Here is a 23356-nt window from a genome sequence, read left to right on the forward strand (position 1 = left end):
CGGGCGGACGGCGGGCTCCCGTTCCCGAAGCACCCGGCATACCCCCGCGCGGGCGCGCCCACCCGGATACGGGAACTAGCTGGCGAGTTGGCCGATGAGGCGGGAGAGGAAGCGCTCGCCCGCCGCCATCTCGCTCTCCTCGACGTATTCGTCGGCCTGATGGGCCTGGGCGATGTCGCCCGGCCCGCACACCATCGCCGACCAGCCCGCCTTCTGGAACAGCCCCGCTTCCGTCCCGTAGGAGACGGCGAGCGGGGCTTCGGACTTGCCCAGCTCGGCGAACAGCGCGGCGGCGTTGCCGTCCGGCTCCGGCATCAGCGGCGGCACGGCACTGCGCGTCTCGATCTCGATCCCCGCCTGCGCCGACTTCGCCTTCATCGCCGGCTCGATCACCTCGAAGGCGTAGCGCTCGTACTCCGCCCGCAGCGCGTCGGGGTCGTCCGTCGGAATGACGCGGAAATCGGTCACGAACTGGCACTGGTCGGCGACGATGTTGGCCGCCGTGCCGCCGTGCACCATGCCGCAGTGGATCGTCGTGTAGGGCGGCGTGAAGGGGCTGGCCGGGTCGGCGGCGAGGCGGTTCGCCTCCATCCGGTCCTCCAGCCAGGTGATGAGCCGCGCCGCCGTCATCACCGCGCTGACACCGATGTCGATCCGGCTCGAATGCACCGCATAGCCATGCACCTTCGTGAAGAACGAGTACGAGCCCTTGTGCCCCGAGACCGGGTGCATGCGCGTCGGCTCGCCCACCACGACGGCGCGCGGGGTCGGGATCGCGGTCTTCATCACCTCGATCATCTCCGGCACGCCGCGGCAGCCGACCTCCTCGTCGTAGGAGAGCGCGATATGGATCGGCACCTTGAGTCCGGCCTTCACCATCTGCGGCACCGCGGCGAGGACGAGCGCGTCGAAGCCCTTCATGTCGCAGGCGCCGCGACCGTAGAGGCGGCCGTCCCGGGCCGTCAGCGACCAGGGGCCGGCGGTCCAGTTGGGCTCCTCGGCCGGCACCACGTCGGTATGGCCGGACAGGACGATGCCGCCCTCCACCATCGGCCCGACGGTGGCATAGAGGTTGGCCTTGTCGCCGGCGGCGTTGGGCAAGACCTTCGCCTCGACGCCATGGCTCGCGAGGTAGTCCCTGACGAAGTCCATCAGGTCGAGGTTCGAGCGAGCCGATACGGTCGGGAACGCGACCAGCCGTTCCAGCATCTGAGTCGAGTTGAGGTTCATGGACATCAGCTCATCGCGGGGGTGGCGGCGGGTCAAGTGCCCGCCGGCCATCCAGCCGGCGAAACCGCCTCGAACGGACCGCCACCCGCCGTCCGGACGGCCGCGCTCCGCGTGAGCCGTCGCGCGCGCGGCGGCACGATTGCAAGCGCCGCGTGTGGTGCGGCGCGAATTTGTCGCCCCGAACTTATCCAGACAAATCTACGCCGTGACCCGCCGGGACGCCGAGCACCTGCCTTGCCCGACCCTTGCTTCGGGCGCTTCACAACCGGACCTCCGCCGGGTCCCGGGTCGCCTTCGTCGGCGCGACACATGCAAGTGGCACGACATTCGCCAGCGGCCGAAGGGTATCGGCCGGGCCTGGCGGCCCGGCGCCCCGAGACGACGCGAAGGGAGGGGCCGTTGGACGAAATCGACATGCTGGTCATCGGCAGCGGACCGGCGGGGCGGCGGGCCGCCGTGCAGTCCGCCAAGCTGGGCAAGTCCGTTCTGGTGGTGGACCGCGGCAAGCGGCACGGCGGCGTCTCCGTGCACACCGGCACGATCCCCTCCAAGACGCTGCGCGAAACCGTGCTCAACCTCTCCGGCTGGCGCGAGCGCGGCTTCTACGGGCAGAGCTACCGGGTCAAGAAGGACATTTCCGCCCTCGACCTGATGCAGCGCCTGCACAAGACGCTGGACCACGAGGTGGAGGTCCTGCAGCACCAGTTCATGCGCAACATGGTGCGCAGCGCCTTCGCCGAGGCGAGCTTCGTCGACGCCAACACCGTGCTCCTGACCGACGAGGACGGCGACACCCACAAGGTGAGCTTCGACAAGGCGCTGATCGCCACCGGCACGAAGCCGTTCCGCCCCGCTCACGTGCCATTCGACCGGACGCGCGTCTTCGACAGCGACGAGATCCTCGAGATCGAGGCGCTGCCGCGCACCCTCACGGTGATCGGCGGCGGCGTCATCGGGGTGGAGTACGCGACGATCTTCTCCGCGCTCGACGTGCCGGTCACGCTGATCGAGGCGCGCGGCTCCATCCTCGACTTCGTCGACAGGGAGATCGTCGCCGACTTCATCCACCAGATGCGCGACCGGGGAATGACGATCCGCCTCGGCACCGAGGTGAAGGGGATCGAGGCGGGGGCGACCGGTGTCGACGTCGCCCTGTCCGACGGCCGGCGGGTGCGCTCGCAGATCCTCCTGTTCGCGGCCGGCCGCTCGGGCAACGTCGACGCGCTGAACCTCGGCGCGATCGGCATTGCGGCGGACCGGCGGGGACGGCTGAAGGTCGACCCGAAGACCTTCCAGACGGACGTCCCGAACATCTACGCCGCCGGCGACGTCATCGGCTTCCCGAGCCTCGCCTCGACCTCCATGGAGCAGGGCCGCGTGGCGGCGTGCCACGCCTTCGGGATCCCGCTCCCGCCGGCGCCGGAGAGCTTCCCCTACGGCATCTACGCCGTGCCGGAGATCTCCACCGTCGGCATGTCGGAGGAGGAGGCGCGCGAGGCGGGGATCGCCTACGAGTGCGGGATCGCCCGGTTCCGCGAAACCTCGCGCGGCCACATCATGGGGGTGAACTCGGGCTTCCTGAAGCTCATCTTCGCGCTCGACACGCGGCGGCTCCTGGGCGCGCACATCGTCGGCGAGGGCGCGACGGAGCTGATCCACATCGGCCAGGCGGTCATCAACCTGCACGGCACGGTGGATTTCTTCGTCGAGAACACCTTCAACTATCCGACGCTGGCCGAGGCGTACAAGGTCGCCGGCCTCGACGCCTGGAACCGGATGGGCCAGCCCTGACGGCGCCACGCGTCGGGACGTGCCGGGAGCCATGAGCGGCGCGGGCAGCCGCCATCCGGATCGGCGCGAGCCTGCGGTCCCTGCGGCAGTCGAGACCGACGGGCGCGCATAGCAGCCCCGACGCGCCTTGCAGCGGCTTTCGCTGGCGCCAGTTGTGCGTTGCGATATCGTTGGATGATCGAATCCGAACAGGAGCCTTCGCGCGCAGCGGACGGCCGCCGGGCAAGCCCAGCGTCTGGCCACTGCGCTCCTTGCTGCGCGCACCTCAACCCCGCCGGAAGACCGCCCGTCCGACACGGGCGGCCGACACGGCGCCCCCCTTCTCACGGCCGGCGCGGACGACCCCGCCGCACACGGCCGCGACCTCACGACACCCGGCCACCGGCCGACACGACGCTCGAAAGATCCGCTATGACCCACGAACTGGCCGCTTCGCCGACCGCAATCCCGCATGTCGCGGAAGGACACGACGCGCGGGCGTGGCTCGTCATCGTCGCGCTGGCGCTCGGCGGCTTCGCGATCGGGACCTCCGAGTTCGCGTCGATGGCGCTGGTGCCGTACATCTCGGCGGCGTTCGGCGTCACCCAGGCGGACGCGTCCGACGTCATCAGCGCCTATGCGCTCGGCGTCGTGGTGGGCGCGCCGGTGCTCGTCGTGCTCGGCGCGCGGCTGCCCAAGCGGTGGCTCCTCATCGGCTTCATGGGGGCCTTCGCGCTGTTCAACGGCTTCTCCGCGCTCGCGCCCACTTACGAGACACTGATCGCGGCCCGCTTCCTCTCCGGCCTGCCCCATGGCGCCTACTTCGGCGTCGCGGCGCTGGTCGCCGCACGGCAGGTGGCGCCGAACCGCCGCTCCTCGGCGGTCGCGCGGGTGATGCTGGGACTCACCTTCGCCACCATCATCGGCGTGCCGTTCTCCAACATCCTCGGCCAGACGGTGGGCTGGCGCGCGGCGTTCGGCGTGGTGTCCTGCCTCGCGGCGGCGACGGCGCTCTCGGTCTACCTGACGGTGCCGGCCGGTCGCGTCTCCAAGCAGAGCAGCCCGCTGCAGGAGCTGGGGGCGCTCGGCAACCGCCAGGTGCTGCTGACGCTCGCCACCGGCGCGGTCGGCTTCGGCGGCATGTTCGCCGTCTACACCTACATCGCCTCGACGATGATCACCGACATGTCGCTCGCCGAGGAGATGGTGCCGCTGGCGCTCGCGGTGATCGGCACGGGCATGACCGCCGGCGCGCTCATCGCCGGCTGGGCGGCGGACCGCAACCAGACGGTCTCGGCCTTCGCGCTCATGACCGTCGCGCTGCTGGCGATGATCGCCTACCCCTCGGCCATCGTGTCGCTGCCGACCTACCTTCTGGTCGTCTTCACGATCGGCGCCGCGGGCGGCCTCTCGACGGTGCTGCAGACCCGGCTGATGGACGTGGCGGGCGATGCGCAGCAGCTCGCCGCCGCGCTCAACCACTCCGCCTTCAACCTCGCCAACGCGCTCGGCCCGTTCGCGGCGGCGACCGCGATCCAGGCCGGCTACAGCTTCGCCAACGCATCTGGGTACGTCGGCGCCGGCCTCAGCGTCCTCGGCATCGCCGTCTTCGCGCTGACCATCTTCGATGCGCGCCGCACCCGGGCGAAGCGGCGCATCTGATCCGCATCCCGACCGATGAGCGGCGGGCCTCGGCCCGCCTCTAGTAGATATCCGGCTCGCCTGCCGCGCGGCCGAAGTCGGCCTGCAGGAAGGTGAAGTCACAGCCCTGGTCCGCCTGGGTCACGTGGCGTGAGAACATCCAGCCCCAGCCGCGCTCGAACCGCGGCTCGGGCGGGGTCCAGGCGGCGCGGCGGCGCTCGATCTCCGCCTCGTCGACCAGCATGTCGAGCCGCCGGGCCGGCAGGTCGAGGCGCACGATGTCACCGGTCCTGAGGAGCGCGAGCGGACCGCCGACGTAGCTTTCCGGCGCCACATGCAGCACGCACGCGCCGTAGGACGTGCCGGACATGCGCGCGTCCGAGATCCGCAGCATGTCGCGATGGCCCTTCTTGATCAGCGCCTTGGGGATCGGCAGCATCCCCCACTCGGGAAAGCCCGGCCCACCCTGCGGCCCCGCGTTGCGCAGGACCATGACGTGGTCCGGCGTGACGTCGAGCGTCTCGTCGTCCACCGCCGCCTTCATCTCCGGATAGGAATCGAAGACCAGTGCCGGCCCCTCGTGGACATGGAAGGCCGGGTCGCACGCGGCGGGCTTGATGACCGCGCCGTCGGGGCACAGGTTGCCGCGCAGCACGGCCAGCGACCCCTCGCTGTAGACGGGGTTCGACAGTGAGCGGATGACGTCCGGATTGTAGACCTCGGCGCCGACGAGGTTCTCGGCCATCGGCCGTCCGGTGACGGTGAGCGCCGAACCGTCGAGCCGGTCCTCCAGCTCCTTCATCAGCGCGCGAAGGCCGCCGGCGTAATAGAAGTCCTCCATCAGGTAGTCCTTGCCGGAGGGGCGCACGTTGGCGATCAGCGGCGTCACGCGGCCGAGCGCGTCGAGATCGTCGAGCGTCAGGTCAACGTCCGCGCGCCGCGCGATGGCGATGAGGTGGACGACCGCGTTGGTGGAGCAGCCCGTCGCCATCGCGACGATCGCCGCGTTCCTGACCGCGGCGGGGGTGACGATCTCGTCAGGCGTCAGGTCCTCCCACACCATGTCGACGATACGCCGGCCGCAGTCCGCCGACATCCGCTGGTGGCCGGAGTCCACCGCCGGGATCGACGACGCGCCGGGCAGCGTCAGCCCCAGCGCCTCGGCGATGGACATCATCGTCGCGGCCGTCCCCATCGTCATGCAGGTGCCGGCGGAGCGGGCGATACCGCCCTGCACGCCCAGCCACTCGGCGTCGGAGACATTGCCGGCGCGTCGCTCGTCCCAGTACTTCCACGCGTCCGAGCCGGAGCCGAGGACCTTGCCGGCGTAGTTGCCGCGCAGCATCGGCCCGGCGGGAAGATAGATCATCGGCACTCCCGCCGAGATCGCGCCCATGACGAGGCCGGGCGTGGTCTTGTCGCAGCCCCCCATCAGGACGACGCCGTCCAGCGGGTGGGAGCGGATCATCTCCTCCGTCTCCATCGCCAGCATGTTGCGGTAGAGCATCGACGTCGGCTTGGTGAAGCTCTCGTCCACCGAGAGCGACGGCATCTCGACCGCGAGCCCGCCGGAGAGCTGCACCCCGCGCTTCACGTCGACGACGCGGTCGCGGAAGTGGGCGTGGCAGGTGTTGAGCTCCGACCAGGTGTTGAGGACGCCGATGATCGGGCGGCCGCGAAAGTCGTCCTCCGAAAAGCCGAGCTGCATCATCCGCGAGCGGTGACCGAAGCTCCTGAGGTCGTCGGGTGCGAACCAACGCGCGGAGCGGAGCTGGTCCGGGGTCTTGCGGATTCTTTGCCTCAGCGCTGGGTCTTGCCGGTCCACGTCTGTCTCCTCCCCTGGCCGCCGCGATTCTCCGCCGCAGCGGCTACGCAATTTTATGTTGACACAAGTTGGATTGCATTTCTAATCTTTCACTACAACTAAAATTTCAATTTGGGAGGAATACCAATGACCATGACCGCCGTAGGTCGCTGTTTCGCCGTGCTCGTTGCCGGCATCGCCCTCGCCGGCCCCGCCAGCGCCGAAACGACGCTGCGCATCGGCACCGTCCTCGCGCCCGGCGATCCGATGGGTCAGGGGCTGGAGAAGTTCGCCAAGGAGGTCGAGGAGAAGACCGGCGGCGAGGTCGTCGTCGAGGTCTTCCACAACAGCCAGCTCGGCGACACGACCGAGATGCTCGACCAGGCCCGCGCCGGCGCCAACGTCGGCACCGTGACGGACGTCGCCCGCCTCTCCTCGTTCGTCCCCTCGCTCGCCATCATGTCGGCGCCGTTCCTGTTCGACACCTACGAGGAGGCCGACAAGTTCGCCCTGTCCGACGCCTACATGGGCTGGGGCGAGGAACTGAAGGAGAAGGCCGGGCTCGTGATGCTGGCCTCCAACTGGTACCAGGGTCCGCGCCACGCGCTGACGCAGAAGCCGTTCAAGACCCCGGCCGACCTCAAGGGCGTGCGCATGCGCACCATCGGCGCGCCCGTCTGGATCGAGACGATCCGCGCCATGGGGGCAGAGCCGACGCCGATCGCCTGGGGCGAGGTCTATTCCGCCCTGCAGCTCGGCACCATCGACGCGGCCGAGGCGCAGCCCACCGCGATCACCGGCGCCAAGCTCTTCGAGGTGGTCAAGCACGTCACCAAGACCGGCCACATCCAGCTCGTCACGGCACTGGTGATCTCGGCCGACACCTGGGACGACATCTCTCCGGAGAACCAGAAGATCGTACGTGATCTCGCGGTCGAGAACGGCCGCTACGCCTCCGGCCTCACCATCGAGCTCGGCGAAAAGGCGCTGAAGGACGTCGCTGCGGCGGGCGTCGAGATCGACGAGATCGACCTCACGCCCTTCAAGGAGGCGGTCGCCGGCGTCTACACCAAGCTGAACCTCGAGAAGGAAGCCGAGATCGCGAAGTCGGTGATCGCCGACTGACCGCCCGCGCAAGAGTCGCGGAGAGCGCCATGCCGTCCCGCCTGAGCCACTTCCTCCACCGCCTGGAGGCCGCCGCCGCCATCGGCCTCCTGATTGCCATTGTCCTCCTGGTCGCGGCGGCGTCGCTGGCGCGGGCGGCCGGATCGCCGATTATCTGGTCGATCGAGATCGCGCAGCTCCTGTTCGTCTGGCTGTGCGTCCTGTCGGCGGACCTCGCGCTCCAGGAGAGCCGCCACTTCGGCCTCGCCCTTCTCGCCGAGGCACTCGGCGAGAAGGGCTACCGGCGGGTCGAGATGTTCAACCTCGCGGTCCTCTCCGCACTGCTGGCGTTCCTGCTCGTCTACGCGGTGCGCAACGCGGCGCTGATGCACCCTCGCCTCTTCGGCGCGACTCAGATGCACGGCTCCTACACCCACGCCTCCATGGTGCTCGGCTTCGCGCTGATGCTGCGCACCACCCTCGCCCGTCTCTACGGCGTCGCGCGCGGCAAGGTGCCGGCGCTGCCGATCGCTTCGGAAAGCGTCTCCTGATGCTCCTCCTCATCGCCGCGCTGTTCGCGCTCTTCCTGTTCATCGGCCAGCCCGTCGCCTTCGCTCTGGGGCTCGCCGCCATCCCCGTCTTCATCCTCTCCGGCACGATGCCGCCCACGGTGGCGGTGCAGAAGATGGTCGCCGCGACGCAGAGCTTCCCGCTGCTCGCCGTCCCCTTCTTCATCCTCGCCGGCAACCTCATGAACGTCACCGGCATCACCGACCGACTGGTGACGTTCTCGCGCCTCCTCACCGGCTGGCTCGCCGGCGGGCTGGCGCAGGTCTCGATCGTCCTCTCCTTCATGATGGGCGGCATCTCCGGCTCCGCCGTCGCCGACGCCTCGATGGAGAGCCGGCTCCTCGGCCCGTCGATGATCGCGCAGGGCTATTCCAGGCCCGTGACGGCCGCGATCCTGGCGTTCGGCTCGATCATCACGGCGACGATCCCGCCGTCGATCGGCCTCATCCTATTCGGCTACATCAACGAGGTTTCGATCGGCCGCCTGTTCCTGGCGGGCGTGCTGCCGGGCATCGTCCTGACCATCGTCCTGATGGCGACCACCTGGCTCGTCGCGCGACGCAACGGCTACGCGCCGGACCTCGCGTCGCTGCCGAGGGGATCCGAGCTGTGGGCGAGCTTCAAGGAGAGCGTCTGGGCGCTGATGTTCCCGGTGATCCTCATCGTCGGCTTCCGCTTCGGCATCTTCACCGCGACGGAGGCGGGCGCCTTCCTCGTCGTCTACGCCCTCGCCGTCGGCGTGTTCGTGTACCGCGAGCTGACGGTGGCGCGGGCGCTCGAGGCCCTGAGGGCGTCGGTGTCGGACCTCGGCATGATCATGCTCCTCATCATGATGGCAGGCGTGCTCGGCTACGCGATCACCATCGAGCGCGCGCCGCAGCAGATCACCGAATTCGTGACGCACCTGTCCCACAACCCGGCGGTGATCCTGGTGCTGGTGATGGGCGTCCTCGTGGTGTCGGGGATGTTCCTGGAGGGGGCGGCGAACATCCTGCTCGTGACGCCGATCATCATGCCCGTGGTCACCGCAGCCGGGTTCGACCCGATCCATATGGGCATCCTGATGGTGTTTCTCATCAACCTCGGTGGTCTAACGCCGCCGGTCGGGGTGATCATGTTTTCGGTGTGCGGGATACTGGACGTGAAGACGGGTGCCTATACCCGGGCATCCATGCCTTTCTTCCTTGCATTATTCGTCTTCTTCATCCTACTCGTCTTGGTTCCGGGGATTTCCACCTCGCTGCCGCGGCTGTTGATGTGACGTTGGGAGGGCGCGTGGGCGCTGGATTTCGACCCCGTCCGGATGCGGACATCATCGCCAAGCCGCCGGCGACGAGCGCCTACCTGCCCACGTCCGCGCGCGTCTTCGACGAGTTGCGGGCCCGCATCGTCTCGCTCGACCTGCCGCCCGGCAGCCGCCTGTCGCGCCCGGACCTCGCGACGGCCTTCGGCGTCAGCCAGTCGCCGGTGCGCGAGGCGCTGCAGCGGCTGGAAACGCTCGGCCTCGTCGCCACCTATCGCCAGTCCCGCACCGAGGTGACGCTGATCGACCAGGTGGCGGTGCGGCACGAGCAGTTCTTCCGCACCGGGCTCGAGTGCGAGGTGGTGAACCGCCTCGCCGCCCTGCACGACAAGTCGGCGCTTCTCGAGGCGCGCGGCATCCTCAAGATGCAGCAGGCGCTCGCCGACGATTCGGCGCAGATCGAGCTCTTCCGCCGCCTCGACGAGGACTTTCACCGCGCCCTCTTCCTGGCCGCCGGTCAGGACGCGCTGCACGGCCTCGTCATCGAGCGCACGAGCCAGATGGCCCGGCTGCGCACCCTCGACCTGCCGAGCGCGGGCAAGATGCAGTCGGTGCTCGACGGGCACGCCGCGGTCCTCACGGCCATCGAGGCCGGCGACCGCCACGCCGCCACCGACGCCATGCGCCGCCACCTCTCCGGCACGATCGAGCGGATGCCGACCATCGTCGCCCAGCAGCCGGACTACTTTTCCGCTGCGCCGGCCTGAGAGCGGACCGCGGACCGACGTCGACGGCCTGCCGCGGCAAGGGGCGAAGGCGGCGGCAGCGCCGGCCGGCGCCCGGGCAGTGGCATGGCCGTGGATATCCGCGACACGGGCCAAGACCCTGACCGCAATCGCGGTTCGCGTTCCCCGTCGGCTCGACGGGAGCGCACCCGCGACATAGGTTGTGGTCGAAACCACGCGGAATCACCCGAGCATGAAAAAAGGCCCCACGGCCTTGAAGGCCCTGAGAGCCGCGGGTCTCATCCTGACGGTGACGCCCGGACGCAGCGGGACAAAGCTCCTCACGAGGCTCCTCGCCGAATGCCTCGACATCCAGGCGGAGCACGAGGCCGCACCGCGCCTCAACTTCGTCCTGCGGACCGTGCAGTTCGCCCCGATCGCGGCCCGCTGGTGGCTCGTTTCGGAGAAGATCCCCGCCATCGCCTCCCGCCTCGAGGGCAAGCGTCCCTACGCCGACATCTCGCACCTCTACTGCAAGGGGTTCATCGAGCCGCTTCTGGATCTCGGCCTCCGGCCCAGCGTCATCCTCCTGACGCGGCCCGCGCGCGAAGTCGCGCTCAGCATGCTGGCGATCGGAAGCGTCCCCGCGCGCACGGTGTCGGGGCACCTGGTCCTCGTCGGGCCCGACGACCCCGGCGTGGTGGCGCCCGCCGACTGGAGGGCGTGGAGCGACTATCAGCTCTGCTACTGGTATGCGCGCGAGATCGAGCGGCGCCAGAGGCACTACAGCGAGACCCTGCCGAAGGCGGGCTGCCGGACGTTCGAGATCGCGATGGACGAGCTGACGGGGATGGAGACCTTCCTCCCGCTCGCACGCTTCCTGACCCGCAAGCGCGACGTCCGGATCGACCCCGAGCGCTTCGCGGCGATCGTCGCCGTCAACCAGAACCCGCGCGAGGGGGTCGGCCAGGCCGAAGCCGCGGACCCGCCCGACGAGGCCTGCTGCGCCGCCGCCGAGGCGGACGTCGACGCCGCTCTCGCAGCACTCGGCTGAAGGTCCAATGCACGGTCGTCGCAGGATGTGGATCACCCGAGCCAGCCAGCCGACCGCATACGGTGCGGAACCGGCAGCATCGCGGCGGTCCGTCCAGCCGGCTTCGACACTCGTCGAAAGTCCGCCGAGGCGGTCGGTCACTGTCACGGCCTCCGGAAATGCTGGAGCGCGTGGGCGCCCCACCGACCGGCCCCGGTCAAGTCGATCGACCTCTAATTTTCGGCGACGGCTCTGCCGATGCTGATGGAGGCGGGTTCCCCGTCTGCCGTGATCTTTCGCGGCCTCGCCCGTGCGATGGCGGGCGAGGCTGCTCCTGTCCATTGAGGCCGCGGATGACCCTCTACGAATTCGTACGAAGTGTGCGTCACGGGCGGGTACTGCGCGTTCGCGATCTCGCCCGGGAGCACGGGTGCCGTCATGTCCGCGTCGCCCGGCGACGGCGCCGGTCAGACCTGCGTCGCACCGGGTGAGGCGCCTCGCCGGCCATTGAGTTGGCCGAGGATGAGGCTGACTAGGATGCCGGGGCCGCTCGAATAGATCCGCCAGCCGCCCTCGACCGACAGGGTCCCGGCGCGCACGCGGTCCCAATCCCTGCTCGCCTGGTAGCGGTCGAGGACGTCGGCGTCGCTGCTCGAAAAGTACGCGTTGCGCTGCCGGGGCGCGGCGTTCGCCACCCGCTCCGTCACCACGACCGGATTGACCTGGGCGAGGGCGTCCCAGAACGCGGCGGCGTCGCCGGTGGCGGCCAGCACCTCGGCGATCCGCAAATGCGCATGGGTGTACATGAGGCCGATCTCGCGGCCGAAGTATGCGGCGGACTCGGCGCGGCGGAAGATCCGCTCGATCCCGCCATGGTACGGGAGCGGCCGCTCCATCAGCCGCACCCCGTCCGGGAAGGACAGGTGCTCGCGGATCAGGTCGAGGTGGCGCTCCGTCTCCTCCGGGCTGAGGAGGCCGGCGTGCATCGCCTCCGTCATCGCGATCAGCGAATAGTGGATGCCACTCACGGTATCGTCGGGATGGAAGAGTACCTTTGCGCCACCCGACGCGTCGAAGTCGGCGTATCCGGCGACGATACCGCCCGGCATGAGATGGCGGCGGAAGTCCTCGCGGATCGCCCCCGCGAGGGTCGACACCTCGGCCGCGCGCCTGTCGTGGCCGAAGCGGGCCAGGATCGCGGCGTAGCGGCGGGCCTGGCGGTAGAGGAGCGCCACCGTCCAGCCGCTCACCATCCGCTCGCGCATGGCCGGGTCGACGGGCTGGAGGGAATCGTTCCAGTCGCCTTCGCCGTAGCGGATGAGGTGCGTACCGGGCACGAACCGCGCCTCGACGGCTGCGAGCAGGCGGTCGACATGGACCGCGACGGGGTCCGTCCGGTCCGCCGCCCTCGCCCCGCCGTCGCGCCATCCCACCGACTGCTCGAGGATGCCCCCGTCCCCGGTCGCCTCGACGTAGTCGCAAAGGGCCTTCAGCGGCCAGACGATGACGTCGCCGTGCGCGTCGCTGCTGCGGATCCAGGCGTAGGGGTCGAGCATGAACCACTGCGGCCAGTCCGCGTTGTTCACGTCCTGCTCGGCGAAGACCGTGGCGAGGATCGCCTTCACCGTCTCGTCCTGACGGAGGGCGAGGAGGAGCTCGACGGGCCCCTGGCACACGTCGCGCGTCCCCCAGGCCGCCCCGCTGTACTGCTCCAGCCCGTGCGGCGCCGCGACATGCACCCGGCCGTCGTGGATCATCCACGGCAGCAGCGTCAGCGCGGACCCGGCGTCCGGGTCGTCGCTGCCAGCGACGGCGATCCCGTTCGTCAGCCGCTGCCAGGCGGCGGTGAATGCCATCTCGTCCGGCATGTCGGGTCTGGCACGCCAGGCGTCCGCCGCCTCATTCGCCTCGCCGTCGCTGGCGAGCGAGCCGGCGACGGCAAAGCGGAAGCCCCCTGTGGGCCGCGTCCGCATCGCGGCGAAGGCACCCGTCGTCGCGGGCGCGCCATCGAACAGGAGCTCCTCGCCGCCGATCGCGTCGATCTCGCCGGGCGTGCCGACCACGAAATGGAACGCCGCGTCGGGATATTGTCCGCCCCAGGCGCTGCCGGGATCCGGGCGGAAGATGATCCGCGAGCGATCCGCATCGACCTCCACCTCACCGTGGTGGGCGAGGTCATGCTCGCCGAGGACGAGTTGGGCGTAGACGAGGAAGCGGCATGGCGCGCCATCGACCGTCACCGAGAACGTCGCGAGGGCCCGGTTCTCCGGCGAGACCGCGACGGAGACGGTGATGGTCCGGTCGGCCAGCAGATAGACCCATCGGCAGTCCCAGATGCCCATCTCGTAGACGGACGGGACCGCCAGTCGTTGCCAACCCTCGCCGGTGTCGACAAGCATGCGCAGGCCCCCGCTGCGGATCAGGTCGTAACCGTCCCGCGCGACCGAGAAGAGCTTGTTGAGCGAGGTGTTGCCGAGGCTGAGCTGCGCGGCGAACACCCCGTGCATCCACGTGGTCAGGCTGAGCGTCCCGTCGCCCGGCAGCCAGTCGGTCCCGCTGACGAGGATGGTGCCGTGGCGCCGCAGGACGGCCGTCTCCTTGTCGCGCAGCACCACATGGCGGTTCTTCGAGCCGTCCGGCACGAAGAACGAGAGCGTCGCCCCGTCCTCCTCCTCGACCATCGTGCGGTCGGGGTATCGCGTCGCCAGCGCGGCTCCGGCCGCATCTTCGGCGCGGAGCGCCGGAGCGGTCTCGACGATGCTCCGCACGACCGGCGCAAGGGGCACGTCCCGCTCGACGAGCTCCGACGCGGCCCGTTCGGCGAGCGCCACGACGGAGAGGTCGCCGTCGTCCGACGCGCCGGCGTGGGATGCATGGAGGACGCCGAAGAACGTCGTACGCACCGTTTCGCCCGGGGCGATGTCACGGACCGGAGACTGGAACGCGGCGCAGGCGGCCTCGCCCTGCATCCGCTGAGACGGCAGGGCCGTTCCGAACGGGAGGTCGAGTTCTCCCGTCGCCCGATGGGCCGGACCGGCGACCTGCCGGAAATCGGTGGCGTAGGCGACCGCACCGTCGAGACAGCCGTGGGCCGCCCAGGGATGGCCGCCCAGCTGCATCAGATTCTGCCGCGACATGATCACCGGGCCGGCGGTCGGATGCACGGCCACGTGATGGTCCATGTACTGGCAGGCGAAGGCCTCGTTGTTCATCAGGAACGGACGTTCGCCGAGGCCGAGGTCCTGCACGAGGACGGCGTCCGCGCGAACCGGGCCGGAGCCGAGGTTGGTGATCACGGCGCGCCACAGCCAAAGCGGCTCCGATGGCGCCAGGACGAGCGTGACGCGGCAGCGCAGGATCCCGACCTCGCGCTCCCAGACAACGCGGTCCTCGAGGACGCCGACGCGATCGGCGCCTCCGGGACCGATGAGCGGGATCGCCCCGGGCCGGGAATCGGTCCGCACGAACAGCCGCAGAAGGCCCCCGCCGATGCCGGAACCGAGGATCTGGCCCAGCATGAGATGCCCCCGCCCGGTCTGCCGCGTCAGCGCGAAGACGGCGCCGTTTCCAAGGACGGAGACGTTCAGCCCCGCGCCATTGGCGATATGGCGCAGGCCGAGATCGGCGTCCGTCGGTGTCCGGAAGCGATGGGGGGAAGCGTCGCCCATTCCTGGCCTCGCGTTGCGCATCAAACCGCAGGACCGCGGCGGCCGGGAAGCATGCCGCCATCAGGCCGACAGGGGAAGGGTCGACCCATGCCCCTTCCATGGCAGCATCGCGCGCCGTTCGCGGCGGATCGGCGCGTCGGCGTGCGACCGCTGGACAGTGCCAAGGCACACACGGCTCAGCACATTTTCTGTATTCGTCAGATGATCACAATTCGCGACCGCGCGCATGCTATCGTGTTGCAGACGTGATCTATCCACCCGAGCCGCCGGAGGGCGAATGTCGCGGCAACACCGACTCGATGCTCTCCCGGAGAACATCCACTGGGGAATTCACGACGCGGCCCTGCCCCCGGTTCTGCATGTGGCATCCGGCGACACGGTGACGCTGACGAGCTGGGCCGCGGCCGACCCGGACGACCTGCCGCCCGATCGGACCCTCGTCCGGCGGGAACACCTTCACGCCATGGAGCGATGCGCCAAACTCGGCGCCAGCCACATGCTGACCGGGCCGGTCTTCGTCAAGGGCGCGGAGCCGGGCGACGTCCTTCAGGTCGACATCCTCGACGTCGATCCCGTCGACCGATGGGGATATGTCGGCACGCTGCCGCTGCGCGGGACACTCCCCGGGGAGTTCGACAGCGCAACGATCATCCACCCCGAGATCGACATCGAGCGGCGCACGGCGCGGCTGCCCTGGGGCAGGGAGATCCCGCTGGATCCGTTCTTCGGGGTCATCGCCGTCGCGCCGCCACCGCACTGGGGGCGCCTTTCCAGTGTCCAGCCGCGCAAGTTCGGCGGCAACATGGACAACAAGGAGCTGCGTGCCGGCTCGACCCTCTACCTGCCGGTCTTCGTCGACGGCGCGCTGTTCTCGGCCGGTGACGGTCACGGCGTCCAGGGGGATGGCGAAGTCTGCCTCACCGCGCTGGAGACCGGCCTCTCCGGCTCGTTCCGGCTCACCGTCCGCAAGGACCTCGGCTACACTTACCCGTTCGCCGAGAATGCCACCCACCTCATCAGCATCGGCCTCGACGAGGACCTCGACGAGGCGGCGCGGATCGCCGTCCGCGAGATGATCGACCACATCTGCCGCCGGACCGGGCTGACCCGCGAACAGGCCTACATGCTCTGCTCGCTGCAGGGCGACCTGCGTGTGACGCAGACCGTCGACGGCGAGAAGGGGTGCCACATGATGCTGCCGAAGGCCGCGCTGTGAAGAGTGCCCCTGCACTCCCCGGCGCCGCGCGGTACCGCCACGAAAATCGTTCTTGTGATCGGGCGTCCTGCAGGGCATTCGAAGCGGATGGTGAATTCCGGCTGGTCGAGTCCCCCTGCCCTCCGATGTCGGCGCTGCAAGACGGCACGTCCGTCCCCCACGACGACCTATTCGTTGCGCAGCGGGATGCATCCTGACCGAATGGGTTGGCCATACCGTCGTCACTGCATTATTCTAGCTCGTTGAATGCGAATAAAAATCTCGTTTAGCGTTCTGATGGTCATCATGGCGCTGGCGTTTCTGGCGCCCGCGGTGACGGCCCTCATCCTCTACGTCAACGCTCGCGAGCGCGAACGCACTGAAATTGTGCTGCGGAGCGGTGCCGACCTTACGGGCGAGATCGCCCATCGGCTGAGCAGCGAATTCCAATCGGCCCAGACCATGCTCGCGATCTTCGGTTCCAGCGGCTGGCTCGGAGCGGGTCTGTACGAGCGGCTTCACGCCAGGGCACAGGAAGCGTTGCGCGGCACGGAACGCTATCTGATCGTGGTCGACGAGACCGGACAGCAGCTCCTCAACACGCGCGTTCCGTTCGACACCCCGCTGGGTAAGTCCTCCGACCAGGTGACGCTTCCGCGCGTGATGGAGACCGGCACGCCATCGGTCTCCAACCTGTTCCGCGGCGGCGTCGCCAACATTCCAGTCTACAATGTCATTGCGCGGTCGGAGCTGCCGAACGGCGAGCGTCGCGGCCTCATTCTGACGAGAGATGCGACCGACCTTGGGGCGGTCCTCACCCGCGGGCACGCCTCGGGCGACTGGAACGTCGCGGTTCTGGATGGCGATGGCCAGCTTGTCTATCCGTCGCCGCGGCTCAGCGATGAAGCCGCCGGAACACGGAACGATTGCTCGAGTCTCGCCGGAACCTCCGGCGCGAATGCCCCGCGGCTCTACCTCCTTCAACGCAGTGTGACGCTGTCCGATTGGCGCGTCTGCGTCTGGGCCAGGCGCCCCTCCGGCTCGATCGCGGGAATGAACGAGCCGTTTTCGTTTCTCCTCCTGTGGTCAGGCCTGGTGATCGGCGCGGCGCTTGTCATCGGCTATCTGATCAGCCGCTCGATCGCCGACACGGCGAAAGTCGCAAATGCCATCGACGCAGGACTGCCGCCGCCGAAGCTTTCCTCACCCATTCGCGAGATCAACGATGTCATGGCGGCCCTGCGCCGGACTGCGGAGGTAAAGCTCGCCAAGGACCAGGAGTTGGCGCTCCTTCTGCGCGAAACCGCGCACCGGGCGAAGAATCAGTTGGCGATCACGATTTCGCTGCTGCGCCTGTCGGCCCACGGCGCGTCGGATGTGACACAGCTCAAGGATGACCTGACGCGGCGCCTCACGGCGCTCGGGCGCTCCATCGACATCATAACGAACCGTACGGTCGAGGCCGCCCCGTTCGAACTCCTCGCCCGCACGCAACTCTCCCCTTTCATTACGCGGGACGAGCAGATTCAACTGGACGGCGACGAGTTCCTGATCTCGCAGAGCGCCGCGCAGTCCTTCGGACTGATCTTTCATGAATTGGCGACCAACTGCACCAAATACGGTGCCTGGGCAGTGCCCGGAGGCGTCGTGACGCTGCGCTGGAGCGCGGACGAAAAGGAATTCGTGGTCGAGTGGCTGGAGCGCGGCGGACAACGGCCCGCCCCCTCATCGTCCCAGCAGAACGGCGGCTTCGGAACGACCCTGATCGACTTCCTCGTCGAACGCGCCTTCAGCGGAACGATCGAAAGGCAGGTCGACGAAGACCAGTTTGCGGTGAACATCGTCGTTCCCGTCCGCGTCGTCTCCAAGGTCCATTCGGTCGCCGAGGTCGACGACGACCGCTAGTCCGGTATGGTCCGCTCCTCTTAGATTCCCTCGCGTCTTAGATTCCCTCGCGTCGGGTCGGAGTTCTCTGCGCGGATGATCGTGCGCTGAATATGTGGACGGGTTTGTGCCGCCAATGTCGCGCTCCATCCGAGCCTTCTCTAGCTCCCGCCGGTCATTCGGCGAGTGCCGCCCGATAGGCCTCAGTCAGTTCCCCAATCACCGAGCGTGCCGGCGGCTCCGCTCCGAGATGCAGGCTGCGTAATTCCGCCATGAACGCCTCCCACATCTCCGGACCGCCCTCTTCGAGCAGCTGCGCGCGGATCGACAGCTCCCGCGTCGCCGGCGTGAAGCGCCGGCCCCAAGCGCCCATCTGGGCAAGCAGCGGTACGAGTTGGATCGCCGGCTCCGTCAGGCTGTAGACCGTCTTCTGTTTGTGTGCCGGGTCCGGGCTAGTCGACAGCAGTCCCGCTTCCGTCAGCTTCTTCAGCCGGTCGGCCAGGATATTCGAGGCGATGCCTTCCTCGGAATTGTTGAGCAGGTCGCGATAGTGTCGGCGATTGCCGAACATGATGTCGCGGATGACGATCAGGCTCCAGCGATCGCCGAGCGTCTCGAGCGTCAGGTTGATCGGGCAACCGGACCGAACTGGTTTGTCCACTCGGGGCCTCCGCAGACTGTTTGCAATATGCATGCGGTTCTGGTATTCCACAACTGCTTGCAAACCGCATACAGTTGGGGAGATGATCGTGAGCAAGGTGATCGTTTCCGGGTTCTCGCTCTCGATCGACGGCTATGGCGCCGGACCGGATCAGAGCCCCGAACACCCGGTCGGCAAGCGTGGCGAGGAACTGCATAAGTGGATGGTCCAAACGGCCATGTTCCACGACATGCTCGGCAAGGATGGCGGCTCGTCGGGCGTCGACAACGAGTATGCGACCCGCTCGATGGAGGGCTTCGGCGCGTTCATCATGGGCCGCAACATGTTCGGCCCCATTCGCGGCGACTGGCCCGACGACACTTGGAAGGGCTAGTGGGGCGGCAATCCTCCGTACCATGCACCGACGTTCGTGCTCACCCACCATCCGCGCGACCCTGTCGAGATGGAAGGCGGCACAGTCTTTCGCTTCGTCACGGACGGGATTGAGGCTGCGCTCGATCGGGCAAGGGAGGCCGCGGGCGACGGGAACGTCAAGATTGCCGGCGGTGTCTCGACGGTGCGGCAATATCTTCAGGCCGGTCTTGTCGACGAGATGCATCTCGTCATCGCGCCGGTGGTTCTCGGGCGCGGCGAGGCGATTTTCGCAGGGATCGACCTGCCGTCGCTCGGCTTTTCCGTCACTGGGCATGCCGCGACCGACGCCGCGACCCACATCGTCCTCGCAAGATAGAGAAAGGAGTTAGCGTCATGGCGAAATTCATCACCATCGGCTACGGCGACCCGGCCGACTACGACCGCACGCCCCAAGTTGTCAGGGACGCCGCGCATGCACAGGACGCCAAACTGGTTTCGGAAGGCGCTCTGGTCGGGATTGCCGGCGCCCCGGTCCAGGTGCGCAACCCCAATGCCGCCAGCATGGAAACACGCAATGGCCCGTTCATGACCTCGGATCTCCCGATCGCAGGTTTCGCGGTGATCGAGGCCGCCAGTCTGGAAGAGGCCATCGACAAGGTCTCGCGGGTTCCGTGCGCCGTTGCACACGGCGTCGTCGAAGTCTGGCCGCTGAAGTAACCGTCCGGCTGATCCCGCCTCGAAAAGTGAACGAGGCTGTGCCTCCGTTCGCTCGGCGTCGGCAGCTCATCGACAGCCGAGGGCGGAGTGAAGGCGATGGGGATCGGTGAAGCCTTCAAGGTAACCGGAACAGGTCGCGTCGTGCGGCGTCTCGTGTCGGCCAGAACCGGTGATGCACACGTTCGACTTTGAAGGTGCGGAAGCGCTGTCCATCGGCGCCCTGTCGAGGCAGTTGCCCCTGTAGCTCATGGAGGATGCGATGCCTGCTGCGGCAAGGACTCGGCGGTAGGCTTCGGCAGCCTACTGTCCGCGAAGCTCACACAAGCGCTGAACCGCGGTGCAGAGCGCCAGGAAGCGGCCGCGGCCCTGTAGATGCTGATTGTGAAGCTCGTCCTCACACCCGGCCCGAACCGCGGCGAGATCGATGTCACGCTTTGCGAACCGGGGCTGATTCTGGAGAGGTCGGAGCGGCAAGCACTTGGGAAGTGCTCAAAAAGCAAACACTCCCTGAGGGGCTTCCTCGGGAGCGCTGAAATCTGCTGGTTGCGGGGGCAGGATTTGAACCTGCGACCTTCAGGTTATGAGTTTGCTCCAGGCCGTTTTCGCCACACTATCCGCCTCTCCGCTAACACCGCCGAATGCCGCATAACTCAATGTTTTAATTGACGTATTTTGGAAATCGGTCTACGCTTATCTACGATTGAAAACTCTGCGGTTTTCTCCCAAATGATTCCGATTTGATTCCGGAGATTCCGGCGTTCACGAGGTGTTCCATGACCAAGATCACGAAGCGCTCCGTCGACGCCGCGGTCCCTGGAGACAAGGAATTTTTCATCTGGGATGATGAGTTGAAGGGCTTCGGGCTGCGGGTCTATCCGTCAGGCCGCAAGATGTATCTCGCGCAGTTCAGAGCCGGCGGACGGCTCCGCCGCATCAATATCGGCCTTCATGGCGCCCTCACCCCCGAGCTCGCGCGCACCGAGGCGATGAAGCATCTTTCGCAAGTGCGCCTTGGCGGCGACCCGGCAAACGATCGGGACCGCCGTAAGGCGTCGCCCACGATGAAGGAGTTCGGCATGCGCTTCCTCGCCGAGCATGTCGCGCTTCACTGCAAGCCCTCGACCTATGGCGAATACAAACGGTCCGTCGAGTTGTTCATCAATCCCAAGCTGGGGTCGCATCGCATCATCGACATCACGCGAGCCGATGTGGTCGGGCTCCATCAGTCCATGAAGAACATCCCCTACCAAGCGAACCGGACCCTCGGTGTGCTCTCAATCATGTTCACCGTCGCCCACACCTGGGGCGTGCGAACCGACGGCGTGAACCCGTGCTGGAAGGTGAAGCGGTACAAGGAGGTGAAGCGCGAGCGATATCTGACCGCAGATGAACTCGCCCGCCTTGGCAAAGTGCTGCGTGAGGCCGATGAGGAGCCCGAAGCCGCCAACTGCATTCGCCTACTGTTGCTGACCGGATGCCGGCTCGGGGAAATCCAGACCCTCAAATGGGACTATGTCGATTTGAAAACCGGTGTGCTTCGATTGCCCGATTCCAAAACCGGCGCCAAGCTGGTGCCGATCGGCCAGGCCGCCATCGAGGTATTGAAGTCTATTCCCAAGGTGAAGAACAACCCCTACGTCATCACCGGTAGGGTCGAGGGACAGCACCTCACCGATATGCAGAAGCCGTGGCGGCGGCTGCGAAAGCGTGCGGAGTTAGATGGTCTACGTATTCACGATCTGCGCCATTCCTTTGCCTCGGACGCCCTGCAGCTCGGCCAGGACCTGACGATGATCGGAAAGCTACTCGGTCACACGCAGGTGCAGACGACCGCCCGCTACGCCCATCTCAAGACGGATCCAATTCGCACGGCAGCTGACGCCGTGTCTGACGCGATCGCGGCGGCTCTTGCCGGTGCGCCCAAACCGGAAACGGAAAATCGAGATGTCGATACTGCCGCCTGACGGCAGCTTCAGTCGAATTGACCAATCCGCCGACCAGAGGGCCGGCGAATGCTCTCTTTCGTGCTGCCAGTCAAGGAATCGAGAGCGATGCGGTGTGGGATACTGATTGTCGGATCTCTACTTTGGGACGACGGCGTCGGGAATCGACGAGCCGAATGGCGAACGAACAGATTGGACATCAACAAGCGGCAGCCAGTGCGCGTTTCCATTTATTATGGACGCAAGTCCAGCTCGCGCGGCAACACCTACACGATGGCGTTCGGACTCGGTGAGGCATCCGGTCAGGGTGTTCTGGTCCCCTGTGTTCGAGAGATCGACTCGGTTGACGACCTTGTTTTGGAAACAGAGGCGCTTTGGCAAGCAGAAGATGCAAACGTAGAGGCCGGCAAGCTGCACAAATCTTGGGGTTGCGTTGGCGCACAATTTGGCCAGACCGAAAGGCACGCGAAACTCTCGGCCAACTGGTCCCGTCATTTTCGAAAGGTCAACGCCCAGCCGGTCTCAATCGTCAATGCCGACGGCCTTCTCAACATCGGCTGGCCAAACGGCCTCAATGGCGTGCCCGCCGACTTTGACGTCGTACTGGCCACGGCGACGAAACCCGAGGTTCGGCGCCCCACAGTCCGCGCAGTCTCCAACGCGTGGGCCGATCAGTGCGACCGCAATGAGGATTACTTCTTCAGGAATGTGGCGCACGGGATCCGAACGGCGGACGATCTCGCAATTTGGCAATGCATCGAGGAACGTTCGCCGCCGTGGATCAATGAGGAGTCTTACAAAGTACCTATCGACATCCTCCGAGCCGAAACCGCCAGCCCTCCGACCTAGCAATCATCACGCCTGCCCCGGGGGCATATGGACAGGCCCACAACTAGCCATCCGCGCTATTCGTCAGCAGACGCCCCAAACTCCGGACGACCCGTTTCCGCACAGTCTCAGAGTCGACGCCCCACATGTTCGCGATCTCGCCCAGGACTGGCAGAACCTCTCCCGGACCAAGGGGCTGGCCAGACCGTTCCACGAACGGGCCGTCATGCCCTCGTCGGCAGCGATCACAAAAGCCGCCTTCGGCACGAACAGGAACAGACGGATCGCCTCAAGTGTCTCTATCGCCGTCTCTGGCAGGCAGCGATCGAGATCGTCGACCAGAACCACCAGACGATCGATGTCCGCACGGCGCAAGAGCTCCTCGAACTCCTCCCGGAACGCATGCATCTGTTCCGGGGCGGTCTCCGGTTCGGCCTCTTTCAGGTACTGTCCGGCTTGCGCGGCAACGGACTGCAGGTCAGCCTGCGTGATCGCCTCTGCGGACTTGCCCAGCAAACCTGACGCCGCGTCATAGAGGTCCTTGAGGGTGTCCGGGTGCGGGATGCCCGCCGTTGCCGTGAAGGTCAAGCCTCCCACTTTGCGCGCCAGCTTCATCCAGTCCACCCGGCGCAAGACCGCCTTCGCCTGGTCGACGACTTTGGTCGAAGTGGAGCGGCTGCGGAGTAGTTCCTCGACGATTGTTTCGATCAGGACCGCCTTGGCGTCCTCGAAACCCTGGAACAGCCATCCGTTGAATCGAACGCAGAGGACACGATCATTCGTCGCGAACGCCTCCTCCACCATCATCAGCACGCTCGATTTTCCGGCACCCCAATCGCCGTGCACGCCGACGGTGAGCGGCTCGTCCGACTTCTCGTTGACCAGGCGCACGACCGTGCGGGCGATGGCTGTCAATCGGCGCGGAAGTTTGACCCCTTATCGGCGTCCAATTTTGACCCCCTGAAGCTGGGTGATCCCGTCGGCGA

General features: G+C 67.2%; 17 protein-coding genes and 1 pseudogene. 13 read left to right on the top strand and 5 right to left on the bottom strand.

Annotated elements, in window-relative coordinates; translation table 11 throughout:
* Window positions 1–75: 75 nt before the first annotated feature.
* Entirely contained in the window at window positions 76–1236 is a 1161-nt protein-coding gene (gene argE / locus DLJ53_RS14190; protein WP_202913134.1) for an acetylornithine deacetylase, read from the bottom strand.
* Between the two features lie 408 nt (window positions 1237–1644).
* Here argE and sthA point away from each other — a divergent pair, with 408 nt between their 5' ends.
* Both sthA and DLJ53_RS14200 read left to right on the top strand, forming a co-directional pair.
* Entirely contained in the window at window positions 1645–3021 is a 1377-nt protein-coding gene (sthA, locus tag DLJ53_RS14195; protein WP_111346342.1) for a Si-specific NAD(P)(+) transhydrogenase, read from the top strand.
* A 411-nt stretch (window positions 3022–3432) separates the two neighbouring features.
* A complete protein-coding gene (locus tag DLJ53_RS14200) occupies window positions 3433–4662 on the top strand; it encodes an MFS transporter (RefSeq protein WP_111346131.1) in 1230 nt (409 codons plus the stop codon).
* Between the two features lie 40 nt (window positions 4663–4702).
* On the opposite strand, the gene araD is transcribed toward DLJ53_RS14200, so the two are convergent.
* Window positions 4703–6466, bottom strand: a complete 1764-nt coding sequence (araD, locus tag DLJ53_RS14205; RefSeq protein WP_425320960.1) for an L-arabinonate dehydratase — start codon at window positions 6464–6466, stop codon at window positions 4703–4705.
* Window positions 6467–6592: 126 nt separating this feature from the next.
* Between araD and DLJ53_RS14210 the strand changes: the two genes are divergently transcribed.
* The 5 genes from DLJ53_RS14210 (at window position 6593) to DLJ53_RS14230 (ending at window position 11141) form a co-directional block, all read left to right on the top strand.
* A complete protein-coding gene (locus DLJ53_RS14210) occupies window positions 6593–7570 on the top strand; it encodes a C4-dicarboxylate TRAP transporter substrate-binding protein (protein ID WP_202913136.1) in 978 nt (325 codons plus the stop codon).
* A gap of 29 nt (window positions 7571–7599) precedes the next feature.
* On the top strand, window positions 7600–8100 hold the full coding sequence (locus DLJ53_RS14215) for a TRAP transporter small permease (RefSeq protein ID WP_111346133.1): 501 nt from the start codon (window positions 7600–7602) through the stop codon (window positions 8098–8100).
* The gene (locus DLJ53_RS14220) at window positions 8100–9380 is read left to right on the top strand and encodes a TRAP transporter large permease (protein WP_111346134.1); all 1281 of its coding nucleotides are present in this window, start codon (window positions 8100–8102) and stop codon (window positions 9378–9380) included. The genes DLJ53_RS14215 and DLJ53_RS14220 overlap by 1 nt, the downstream gene beginning before the upstream one ends.
* Window positions 9381–9394: 14 nt before the next feature.
* A complete protein-coding gene (locus DLJ53_RS14225) occupies window positions 9395–10129 on the top strand; it encodes a GntR family transcriptional regulator (RefSeq protein WP_202913137.1) in 735 nt (244 codons plus the stop codon).
* Window positions 10130–10361: 232 nt separating this feature from the next.
* Window positions 10362–11141 (top strand): hypothetical protein, encoded by a 780-nt coding sequence (locus tag DLJ53_RS14230; protein ID WP_111346136.1) that lies wholly within the window; start codon window positions 10362–10364, stop codon window positions 11139–11141.
* Between the two features lie 446 nt (window positions 11142–11587).
* Here DLJ53_RS14230 and DLJ53_RS14235 read toward each other — a convergent pair whose 3' ends face one another.
* Window positions 11588–14788: a GH36-type glycosyl hydrolase domain-containing protein gene (locus DLJ53_RS14235; RefSeq protein WP_162409195.1), complete on the bottom strand. Its 3201-nt coding sequence runs from the start codon at window positions 14786–14788 to the stop codon at window positions 11588–11590.
* 277 nt (window positions 14789–15065) lie between these two features.
* Here DLJ53_RS14235 and DLJ53_RS14240 point away from each other — a divergent pair, with 277 nt between their 5' ends.
* Entirely contained in the window at window positions 15066–16004 is a 939-nt protein-coding gene (locus DLJ53_RS14240; protein ID WP_111346139.1) for an acetamidase/formamidase family protein, read from the top strand.
* A 285-nt stretch (window positions 16005–16289) separates the two neighbouring features.
* Complete coding sequence (locus DLJ53_RS14245) at window positions 16290–17888, top strand: sensor histidine kinase (RefSeq protein ID WP_162409197.1); 1599 nt, start codon at window positions 16290–16292, stop codon at window positions 17886–17888.
* 154 nt (window positions 17889–18042) lie between these two features.
* On the opposite strand, the gene DLJ53_RS14250 is transcribed toward DLJ53_RS14245, so the two are convergent.
* Window positions 18043–18528, bottom strand: a complete 486-nt coding sequence (locus DLJ53_RS14250; protein ID WP_111346143.1) for a winged helix-turn-helix transcriptional regulator — start codon at window positions 18526–18528, stop codon at window positions 18043–18045.
* 88 nt (window positions 18529–18616) lie between these two features.
* On the opposite strand from DLJ53_RS14250, the pseudogene DLJ53_RS35745 reads away from it, so the two are divergent.
* The 4 genes and pseudogenes from DLJ53_RS35745 (at window position 18617) to DLJ53_RS34710 (ending at window position 22391) form a co-directional block, all read left to right on the top strand.
* Window positions 18617–19258 (top strand): annotated as a pseudogene (locus tag DLJ53_RS35745) (dihydrofolate reductase family protein).
* 17 nt (window positions 19259–19275) lie between these two features.
* Complete coding sequence (locus DLJ53_RS14260) at window positions 19276–19599, top strand: YciI family protein (RefSeq protein WP_111346144.1); 324 nt, start codon at window positions 19276–19278, stop codon at window positions 19597–19599.
* Between the two features lie 773 nt (window positions 19600–20372).
* Entirely contained in the window at window positions 20373–21563 is a 1191-nt protein-coding gene (locus DLJ53_RS14265) for a tyrosine-type recombinase/integrase (RefSeq protein WP_111346146.1), read from the top strand.
* Window positions 21564–21734: 171 nt separating this feature from the next.
* Entirely contained in the window at window positions 21735–22391 is a 657-nt protein-coding gene (locus tag DLJ53_RS34710) for a hypothetical protein (protein ID WP_146619953.1), read from the top strand.
* Between the two features lie 63 nt (window positions 22392–22454).
* Here the strand turns inward: DLJ53_RS34710 and DLJ53_RS14270 are convergent, their stop codons facing one another.
* On the bottom strand, window positions 22455–23285 hold the full coding sequence (locus tag DLJ53_RS14270) for a KAP family P-loop NTPase fold protein (protein ID WP_111346147.1): 831 nt from the start codon (window positions 23283–23285) through the stop codon (window positions 22455–22457).
* Window positions 23286–23356: the final 71 nt, after the last annotated feature.

This window comes from Acuticoccus sediminis (assembly GCF_003258595.1).
Classification (GTDB): Bacteria; Pseudomonadota; Alphaproteobacteria; order Rhizobiales; family Amorphaceae; genus Acuticoccus; species Acuticoccus sediminis.

Excerpts from the sequence above, each read along its gene's own strand:
- argE (WP_202913134.1), bottom strand. The coding sequence starts at position 1,236 with ATGTCCATGAACCTCAACTCGACTCAGATGCTGGAACGGCTGGTCGCG.
- sthA (WP_111346342.1), top strand. The coding sequence starts at position 1,645 with ATGCTGGTCATCGGCAGCGGACCGGCGGGGCGGCGGGCCGCCGTGCAG.
- DLJ53_RS14200 (WP_111346131.1), top strand. The coding sequence starts at position 3,433 with ATGACCCACGAACTGGCCGCTTCGCCGACCGCAATCCCGCATGTCGCG.
- DLJ53_RS14210 (WP_202913136.1), top strand. The coding sequence starts at position 6,593 with ATGACCATGACCGCCGTAGGTCGCTGTTTCGCCGTGCTCGTTGCCGGC.
- DLJ53_RS14215 (WP_111346133.1), top strand. The coding sequence starts at position 7,600 with ATGCCGTCCCGCCTGAGCCACTTCCTCCACCGCCTGGAGGCCGCCGCC.
- DLJ53_RS14220 (WP_111346134.1), top strand. The coding sequence starts at position 8,100 with ATGCTCCTCCTCATCGCCGCGCTGTTCGCGCTCTTCCTGTTCATCGGC.
- DLJ53_RS14235 (WP_162409195.1), bottom strand. The coding sequence starts at position 14,788 with ATGGGCGACGCTTCCCCCCATCGCTTCCGGACACCGACGGACGCCGAT.
- DLJ53_RS14240 (WP_111346139.1), top strand. The coding sequence starts at position 15,066 with ATGTCGCGGCAACACCGACTCGATGCTCTCCCGGAGAACATCCACTGG.
- DLJ53_RS14245 (WP_162409197.1), top strand. The coding sequence starts at position 16,290 with ATGGCGCTGGCGTTTCTGGCGCCCGCGGTGACGGCCCTCATCCTCTAC.
- DLJ53_RS14260 (WP_111346144.1), top strand. The coding sequence starts at position 19,276 with ATGGCGAAATTCATCACCATCGGCTACGGCGACCCGGCCGACTACGAC.
- DLJ53_RS14265 (WP_111346146.1), top strand. The coding sequence starts at position 20,373 with ATGACCAAGATCACGAAGCGCTCCGTCGACGCCGCGGTCCCTGGAGAC.